General features: G+C 60.6%; 1 protein-coding gene. It reads left to right on the top strand.

Going from position 1 to position 416, the window contains the following annotated elements; genetic code table 11:
- On the top strand, window positions 1-416 hold a 416-nt coding region (locus EOA28_RS38310), incomplete at both ends, for an ATP-binding protein (RefSeq protein WP_245501722.1).

Consider the following 416-nt stretch of genomic DNA (forward strand, 5'->3'; position numbering starts at 1 on the left):
CAATTACAGTGCACGCACAGAACCGGACGATCACAGCAGCATCGGAAGATTTGACAACGGGAGACTACGTCGTCCTCACCGTCAAGGACACCGGCGCAGGCATCCCCCCGGATGTTCTGGCAAGGGTCGTCGAACCCTTTTTCACCACAAAACCGCTCGGCAAGGGGACCGGCTTGGGCCTCAGCACCGTCGACGGCTTCATGAAGCAATCCGGTGGTGCACTCCGCATTATCAGCGCCGTCGGCCGCGGGACATCAATGGAGCTTTGGTTGCCTCGTTCGGCAGAGTTGCCGGCAGATAATGCGGCCGAGTTCGACGCGGAGCCGGTGATGGGCGAGGCTGAAAAGGCGCTTCCGTCCCTGCTTTTGATCGACGACAGCAGCAGCCTGCGGCAACTTACAGCAGAGTCCCTTCGG

It is taken from the genome of Mesorhizobium sp. M2A.F.Ca.ET.067.02.1.1 (assembly GCF_004023285.1).
Taxonomy (GTDB): Bacteria; Pseudomonadota; Alphaproteobacteria; order Rhizobiales; family Rhizobiaceae; genus Mesorhizobium.